This is a genomic window from Bellilinea sp., assembly GCF_053501535.1.
In genome coordinates, this window is record NZ_JBRCOK010000141.1 from 1 (window position 1) to 8,844 (window position 8,844).

Consider the following 8,844-nt stretch of genomic DNA (forward strand, 5'->3'; position numbering starts at 1 on the left):
GGTATACCCATGTTTTTCGGCAGCAATCAGCCGGGCACGGGATACCTCAGCGCACCCGGCTTCATCCCGAACCGTCACCCGCGTCAAGTAAGAGCCGATTGGCTGGAAAACCATTTGCCCGCCCTGGCAGACCCAAGCCTCAACAATATAAGGGGTCTGCTCCGAATCATCTCCTGCACGCAGGCTAAGCGCATCCCACTCAACCGTGACTTCATCCCCGTTTCGTTCAGCGCGCACCCACGCCGGCGGGGTGTAATACGGCGAGATGGGTAGTTTGACCTCAAAGGGATGAACCGGCAGCAGACTGTTGAAATCCCCGCGAATTTCCATATAATCCGCGCGAACCCAGCAGGGATTATTGCCTCCAATCGCCTGCACTTCAATGTAGTTGCCACCTTCAACCCGCCGCAGAATTTCAAGGTTACTGCCTGCATAGACCCCATATTTGTAGAGGTACGGCGCACCCGGCCCATAATGACAGACTGCCTGTGCAATGATAACCTTCCCTCGTAATTTTGTATAAACCGGCAGGGGTGTTTGCGATATTGTGGGCGTGATTGTAAGGGTAGGAGATGTAACCGTAAGGGTAGGAGATGGTGAGAGCGTGAAGGTTGGTGAAATTGTCGGAGTAGGTGAATAAACCTTCCTAATCACAACAGAAGGTGAGGGGCCTGGCGATGGCAATTCTGCTGTTGCGGCAAGATCCGGCGACAGGGTTGCCGGCGGCTCAGCCTGAGGTGAAGTCACCGCCACGCAGCCACTTAGAAACACCACCAAAATCCAGCCATAAAAGGTATTCAGAGAGCGCTCAAGCAGAGGCGCTCTCTGAATCTTACTGCATTCCCAAATGAACAAACTCAACACTCACTGTAACCACAAGCATAACACTTGCGGCAGCCTTCCTCGTTTATCACAGCTGCTTCGCCGCATTCCGGGCATAAATCCCCAAACCGCAGCAATTTTTGCCCAACCGGTTGGGTATCACTTTTTTCAGCTGCACTGCGGTGACCATTGCCCGGTGTTGCCTGTTCCTTCTTTTCTTTATCTTGTTGAGAGACCATTCGTTCGGCCCGAATTTGTAAATACTCATCCAAAATCTGCCCGACCCCATCCGGCAAGGAACGCACGCGGTTCGGCCCAAAGCCAAGCGATCGGCCGCCGCCAATTCCTAAGAGTTGATTGGCTGCCTCACGCAGCCGCCGCGCTGGTTCGATGGGCGAAGCAAGACGCAGAATGTAGGAAAGTAATCGCCCAATTGCCTCGGATACAGCAGCCGTATCGGAACCAGCCTTGGCAGTATTGATGAACACTTCAAAGGGCTGACTTCCGCCGTTTTCATTGACGGTGATGAATGCCTTACCCAGCGGCGTATCTATGGAATAGGTGAAGCCGGTCAGATAACGCGGGCGGGGTTTCTTGGTTTCGTGCCAGATAGTTAACTGGTCTTCCGGTTTCTCGACAGTCACCGGTTGGGGCGCTTCTTCTTCACCTCCTGCTTGCTTCTTCTTTGCTGTGGATAAGGTCTCCAGCACCACTTTTTCGCGGGAACCGGTTACATAAACCGTTATCCCCTTGCAGCCGAGTTTCCACGCCAGCTGATAAGCGGTGGCGACATCTTCAACGGTTGCGCCTTCCGGGAAATTAATGGTTTTTGATAGCGAGTTGTCCACAAACGCCTGCATGGCGGCCTGCATTCGCACATGTTCTTCCGCTGTAATGTCACCGGAAACAACAAAGACTCGCTTAATTTCCTCCGGAACCGCCTCAATCTGCTGGCAGGAACCTTCCAGCATGACCTGTTCAATGATCTCCTGCCGCTTTTCGGGTTCTATTCCAGCTTTAATCAAGGCCTGTTCAAATTGGGGGCTGGCGTAAGTCAGCTGTAAATCTTTACCGTTGTCATTGACATGACGGATGTAAGCCAGCGCGAAAGCCGGTTCACAGCCGTATCCCTCACAGCCCGCCACAGTTGCAATTGTACCGGTAGGCGCAATGGTCGTCTGAGCCGCATTGCGGATACCGTGTGCCCGGATTTGATCCACCACCCATTCCCAATCCAACATCGGGCGTCCCCAATCCCGTTCGTAGGGGGTAAGCGGCTTAGGCGGCGACCAGCGCATGTGATCCGCATCATAAATGGAGCCTTTGATGGCCGGGAATGGCCCGCGCTCCTTTGCCATCTCGACTGAGGTGACCATGGCATGGTAACGGACAAATTCCATGACCTGAGCGGCGAATTCCTGTCCCTCGGGTGAACCGTAACGCACACCACAATGGTACATTAAGTCCGCCAGCCCCATGATACCCAATCCTATCCGGCGGGCGCGGTGGGCAGCTTCCTTCAATTGCGGGACAGCCGGCACGTATTGATTGGCTTCGACCACGTCATCGAGAAAATGGGTAGCAGTGATTACCGATTGGCGCAGTGTTTCCCAGTCCACCTTGCCATCCGGCGCAAAATGTTGTGCGAGATTGACTGAACCCAGGCAGCAGTTTTCGTAAGGACCCAGCCATTGCTCGCCGCAATTATGTGCCACGATGCCATTTGCAATCAGGCTGTGGGTATCCGGTTGAGTCAAGTCATAAACATCTGCAAGACCAGCTTCCTCAATCTTGGCAATCTTGTCCAGGAACAGCTCGCGGTTGCTACTTCTCTTCTTGTTTTTTACATACGACACTAAAAGGTCTTGTTTTTGGGTTTGTAAGAATCCTATCTTTTGAGCGAACCGGTCACGGTTTTGTTTGCCAATGATTAGTTCGTATTGATCTCGAAGTGAATACTCTGCATAATCTCCTCTCCCATCAGGCATCAATCTCTTACCGGCTTTTCTTCGTTGGTGAATGCTGGAAAATATCCCCAGATTGATGAGAAGAATTTGAACTTCCTGGAGAAGTTTAAGAGAACTGCTTGCCAAACGAACTGTACAGTCTTGTTTTTTACTATTAACTTGAACAGAACCATCTGCGCTGAATAATCCTTGCAAAAAGCCAATCACAACTTCGCGAGGCGCACTCCATATTGTTGAAGGAACACATTTTTCGGACGATTTCGCGGTCGAAACTCCTAATGACTTGAAGAATAGATAAGGCAACCGACCATAAGTTAACTGGACAACCTCTCCTCGAGAATGAAGATGTCCAGCCCCAAACCATTCCGACAGAATAGAATAGACTTCCTTTTGGACCTCATCTTCAGAAAAGCAGATTCCCAATGGGCTGTGGCTGTTCTCGGTTAACCAACCATCTCCTACAAGAACCCCCATCACCACACCCAAATCGCGCGACCAGTGTTTTGGAATGCTGGAATACTGATTTTTAAAATCAGCTCTTTGCACAGTTTGTCCACCGACATGGTTGCCACCATGTGCCATTTCGGACATAACTTCGTAAAACTCTTGGGGTAATGGCAGTAGAACATTCCTGCTCCACGGCCCCTCACCGCTCTGGAGCAGCACCTTGTCTCCAACTTTGAGATTTTCAAGCGATACATAGCCGCTCGGGGTTAAGAAACGATGATCCGGTGTCGCCGTCAACTGAAATCCCGCTTGGGTTTGCAACCGATAAACCATTGTTTTTTCTCGTGTTTTCCAGGCTGGAGAAGCCGGACGCAAAGCCACACCTAAACTTGCGCCAACCCTTTCACCCTGCAATGCTCGATTGTCGGTAGCAATGAACAAATCCTGTTCGATTTCCGCCAGCTCGGCAATCGTTAACAACCCAATGTCCGTAGGAATTCGCGTATCTCCTGTAAAACATGGATTGGTGGCTTCCAGCGGATATAAATGTGGCACAGGATTGCTTCGGTTGGCCGCATCCAGGAACAACACTCCCGGCTCCCCATTATGATGAGCCTGCCGCACGATTTTATCGAACAGTTCTCGTGCACGCACTTTCTTATAGGTCACCAGAGGAACACCCGCTTCCACCAGTTGCTCCAGCGTGCCCCTTACCTGCCGGTAAAGAGGAGAATGAACATCCGGGAAGCGCAGTTCCCATTCCTCGTCGTTTTCAACGGCACGCATGAAATCATCGGTAATTCCAACCGAAATGTTGAAGTTGGTAATGGCATTCTCATCTGTTTTACAAGTAATAAAATCTTCCACGTCGGGATGATCGACACGCAGCACCGCCATATTGGCACCCCGCCGTGTGCCCCCCTGGGCAATTTCGCCGAAGGCGTGGTCATACACCCGTAAAAATCCCACCGGGCCGGTTGCCTGCCCGGCGGACGACTTGACCATGGAGCCCTTTGGGCGCAGCCGCGAAAAAGAAAAACCATTCCCACCGCCGGTTTGTTGAATTAAGGCAGCATCCCGCAAGGTCTGGAAAATGCCGGATGGATCCCGTCCCATGTCATCATTAATGGGCAGCACAAAGCAGGCTGCCAGCTGCCCAAGCGGAGTACCGGCACCAGTGAAAGTCGGCGAGTTCGGGAAGAACTTTTTGCTGGTGAGGAGGACGTAAAATTCGCGCGCGCGGCTCATCACATCACTGCCCCACTGTTCCTCAACTTTGGCAACATGAAAAGCGACCCGCCAGAACATATCCTCGACGCTCTCACACGGTTTGCCGTCATCGCCTCGCCGTACATAACGACGAATCAGTACCTGACGGGCATTTTCGGTTAATTCCACAGCAGGAAGATCCTTGGGACGTGGGGGAGTTGGCAGCAGGCCGTTTTTTGTAATTTGTTGTTGAGATTGCATGATATCCTCCTGTAAATTATGAACCTTCTAATAAGCGATCAATTTCTTTTCGAATGGCATGTAAATCGTTCAAGTTCAAATAGACAATCGCATAACGAATGTAAGCCAGTTGATCCAGTTCCTTCAAACCGGCAATGACCATGTCTCCCACCACCCGGGAAGAAACTTCCGCCCGCCCCATTTGTTGCAAAGCCGATTCAATTTCCCCAACCAATCGTTCGATCTCAGCCGCAGATACAGGGCGCTTGGCGCAGGCAATCCGTATCCCGCGCATTAATTTTTCGCGGTCAAACTCTTCCCGGGTTCCATCCCGCTTGATGACCAGCGGCGTGGCAAGAATGGCACGCTCATAGGTTGAAAATCGCTGGCCGCATTTTTCACACTCTCTGCGGCGGCGGATACCACCTCGTTGGTCGTGAGTAGTATCCAGAACCCTCGATTGTTCATAATGACAATATGGGCAACGCAATGGACTCCTCCATCCTGTTATAACCTTTGAGAATAGACTCTCACACCCATCCCCCTTACCTGATCGAGCCTTATCTTGCTGACAATCCCTTTTCCGGAAAATGCACCCCCATATATGGGGGTAATATAATATTTGTATAGTATATGTACGGGATTATTTTAGCACATCTGACAGCAGGATGCAATAGAAAAAGGACTTTTCTAATCTTAAAATTATCTTTGTAGAAATTCCGTTCAGCAAATTCCAGACACTGCCTTTCTACCCACAATTGGAGGAGCATTACTTTTTTTGACAACCCATATCTGGCGTTTGCAGCATCGTTTTCACGTTTTCTCCCATATAAGGGAAGTCATTGTGTCTGAAAAAATTTTTAGAAGTTTTTATGTTAACGATTCATTAACCAGTTCATTTCGTTTTTCCCGATTTTTCTTTTATAAAGTAAAACGGAAACCCCCGCTGAAGTTTTTTCAGGGGGGTTCCTCAAGACAGGTTGAAACACACCGCTAAGACACCCTGTTCGTCAGGCAGAAGGGAGGATGGCTTCTGCTATGCCGATGGTTTCCGAAAAAAGACATTCTGAACTACAGGCACCTCAATTGGCCCTGTTTGTTTCTCGGTCGAAACCCGCGAAGAGCATCGGCTCTCCGATCATCCAGGTGAACGGTTTAGCGTTGCGTGTTGCGGTTACGCAAGAATGCCGGAATGTCCAGATCGTTGGTGTTGATCACATGCGGCTGGAATTCGGTCGGCGAGGTGGGAGGCGCTTGCCGCTCAGCCTTAGGTGCGGGGCTGCTCGCCGGGAAGGAAGCGGTTTCTTCCTTCTTCGGGGCGGGGCGCGGTTCCACTAAAGGGGAACGAACGCTGGGCCGGTCAAATCCGGTTGCAATCACAGTGATGCGAATTTCATCACCCATGTTCGGATCCACCACCGCACCGAAGATCAGGTTAACATCCGGGTGAGCGGTTTCCTTGATGATTGCCGCAGCCTGATTGACCTCGAACAGCGTCAGGCTGTTGCCGCCGGTCACATTGAACAAGATTCCACGCGCGCCGTCAATCGTAATATCCAGCAGCTGGCTGGAAATTGCCATTTCCGCCGCAATGCGGGCGCGGTCTTCACCACTGGCATGTCCAACCGCCATCAGTGCTGCGCCGCCTTCGGACATGATCGCCCGCACATCCGCAAAGTCAAGGTTGATCAATCCGGGCACGGTGATCAGTTCGGAGATACCCTGAATGCCCTGCCGCAGAACATCATCCGCGGTGCGGAAGGCTTCCTGCAGGGTTACCCGTTTGTCCACAATTTGCAGCAAGCGATCATTGGGGATGACGATCAGCGTATCGGCATGTTCCTTGAGTTTTGAGATGCCGGCCTCGGCAGCCTGCTGGCGGCGCATGCCTTCAAAGGTGAAGGGACGGGTGACCACACCAATGGTCAACGCTCCAACTTCTTTGGCAATTTGCGCCACAATGGGTGCGGCACCGGTGCCCGTTCCTCCGCCAAGCCCGGCCGTCACAAACACCATGTCCGAGCCTTTGAGCACCTCGTACAGATCTTCGGCGGATTCCTCAGCCGCTTTACGGCCCACTTCGGGGTTTCCTCCCGCCCCCAAACCACGGGTGGATTTATCACCAATCCGCACCCGTGTAGGAGCTTTGGAAAGAAGCAAAGCCTGTGCATCGGTGTTGACCGTAATGAACTCGATGCCGCTCAACCCCTCTTCGATCATGCGGTTGACTGCGTTGCAGCCTCCGCCGCCCACACCAATTACTTTGATGCGGGCAAAAGATTCGGCTTGATTGCTGTAAAGATCCATTTTTTGTTCCTCCGATTAACCTGTCTTGATTGGGTTTGAATGTTTAGGTACGTGACCTCCAGAAAAAGTTAGGGCAACAGGCGTTTCAAGAAATTCTTGATCCTGTCTCCATCCAAGTTAATCCCTCTCGGGAGAAATGACCGGCGCGGTTGCAACGGCTCGGCTTCGCTGAGCAGCAATGCCCAGTGCAGCAACCCTACGCTGGTCGAATAGGCCGGCGAGTTCAGTTGATCGGTTAAACCCAGCAGGTTTTCCGGCTTGGCTACCCGAACCGGTAAACCGAGCACTGAACTGGCCAGGGTTTTCATGCCGGGCAGCAAACTTGCCCCGCCGGTCAAAACCATGCCCGCCGGCAGCAATCCGTCATAACCGGAACGTTTGATCTCCTGCAGTACGAGCATGAAAATTTCCTCAACACGCGCTTCAATGATATGCGCCAGATCTCGACGGTTGACCTGCACCGGCGCTTCCTGACCAAAGGATCGCACGCTGATCACGTCATTTTCGGCAATCTCGGATTCAACCGCATGTCCATAGCGTTTTTTGACTTCTTCAGCCTGATCAATGGACAGACGCAAACCATGCGCAATATCGGAGGTGATGTGATTACCGCCGACGGCCAGCACCATCGTGTGCCACACATCCCCGTCAATGTAAATAGCCAGATCGGTTGTGCCACCGCCAATATCACACACCACAGCCCCCATTTGGCGTTCGGTTTCAGAAAGCACAACCTCCGCCGAAGCCAGCGGGTTGAGGACAAACTGGGTTACCTGTACACCGGCAGCCTGAACGCACTGGCGAAGATTTTCCACGGTTGATTCAGCCGCAGTGATGATGTGCGCCTCAACCTCCATGCGGTAGCCGTGCATTCCAATCGGCGTGCGAATGCCATCCTGACCATCTACAATAAAACTGCGTTGAATGACATGGATGATCTGTCGGTTGTGAGGAATTGCAACTGCCTGGGCAGCCTCCAGCGCTCTGGCAACATCCAGTTCATCAATCACTCCGCCGGAAATTCCAACCACGCCCCGGCTGTTGACCGAAGCCACATGCGATCCCGCCAGACTGACCAGCGCCGAGGTGATTTCAAACCCTGAAGTGCGTTGAGCTTTCTCAATTGAACGCGCAATTGAAGTCGAAGCTGCCGCAAGGTCAACAATATTACCCTTTCGAATTCCTTGCGACGGCTCGATGCCCACCCCAAGAATGCGCATGGTTCGCTCGCCTTCCACGCGTGCCACCAGCGTACAAACTTTGGTTGTTCCGATATCAATTCCGACTACGATTGGTTCATCCATGGCATTCTCCGTTACTTGTAGAAGGGAGCATTAATGAACTCAACACTGACCAGTTCTTGAGGATGGATTCCCGTTTTTTCAAAGTAATCAACAATGGATTCATAGACTGTCAGTTTTTGTTCAAAATTCTCCAGATTTTTGCCGATATAGACTTCCCAACCGCGAGGATCCTGCCACCCTAGTCCATAAATAGAATTATAGACCAGGTTGGATTCAGGGGACAAGCGAAAAACGAGATCATTTATCGCTTTCAATACCAGCGTGTCCATATTTTGTCCCCATAACGCAGTTGGTGAGTCGCCGGTGGGATTTCCCTCCACCCCTTTTACAGGTTCTTTATTGGTGGATGCCAACGGGGGTGTCATATTGGATTCAATTCTCATCAACCCTTGCACTTCTCCACGGGGCGGGAGAATGACCCCTTCACTGTCCACCCAATAAACCTGATCACCCTTGTCCCACATCATCACCGGCTGGCGTTCAACCACCTGTATGATAACCTCAGCCGGTAAGCCCACCTGGATATCAATGGAAGCCAGTTCTGGAAA

General features: G+C 51.7%; 5 protein-coding genes and 1 pseudogene. All 6 read right to left on the reverse strand.

The annotated features are described in order from the left end of the window. Positions 1-774: pseudogene (locus tag ACWIZX_RS12700) on the reverse strand (hypothetical protein); the annotation flags it as partial. Between the two features lie 83 nt (positions 775-857). Continuing rightward, positions 858-4,706 carry an LAGLIDADG family homing endonuclease gene (locus tag ACWIZX_RS12705; RefSeq protein WP_448336036.1) on the reverse strand — a complete coding sequence of 1,283 codons (3,849 nt, stop codon included), beginning with the start codon at positions 4,704-4,706 and terminating at the stop codon, positions 858-860. A 16-nt stretch (positions 4,707-4,722) separates the two neighbouring features. Beyond that, a complete protein-coding gene (gene nrdR / locus ACWIZX_RS12710; RefSeq protein WP_322793928.1) occupies positions 4,723-5,175 on the reverse strand; it encodes a transcriptional regulator NrdR in 453 nt (150 codons plus the stop codon). Between the two features lie 665 nt (positions 5,176-5,840). Further along, positions 5,841-6,992 (reverse strand): cell division protein FtsZ, encoded by a 1,152-nt coding sequence (gene ftsZ, locus ACWIZX_RS12715; protein WP_448336037.1) that lies wholly within the window; start codon positions 6,990-6,992, stop codon positions 5,841-5,843. 68 nt (positions 6,993-7,060) lie between these two features. After that, positions 7,061-8,296: a cell division protein FtsA gene (gene ftsA / locus ACWIZX_RS12720; protein WP_322794094.1), complete on the reverse strand. Its 1,236-nt coding sequence runs from the start codon at positions 8,294-8,296 to the stop codon at positions 7,061-7,063. Between the two features lie 11 nt (positions 8,297-8,307). Then, a partial coding sequence (locus ACWIZX_RS12725) for a cell division protein FtsQ/DivIB (protein ID WP_448336038.1) occupies positions 8,308-8,844 on the reverse strand: 537 nt, incomplete at its 5' end.

Excerpts from the sequence above, each read along its gene's own strand:
- ftsZ (WP_448336037.1), bottom strand. The coding sequence starts at position 6,992 with ATGGATCTTTACAGCAATCAAGCCGAATCTTTTGCCCGCATCAAAGTA.
- ACWIZX_RS12705 (WP_448336036.1), bottom strand. The coding sequence starts at position 4,706 with ATGCAATCTCAACAACAAATTACAAAAAACGGCCTGCTGCCAACTCCC.
- ftsA (WP_322794094.1), bottom strand. The coding sequence starts at position 8,296 with ATGGATGAACCAATCGTAGTCGGAATTGATATCGGAACAACCAAAGTT.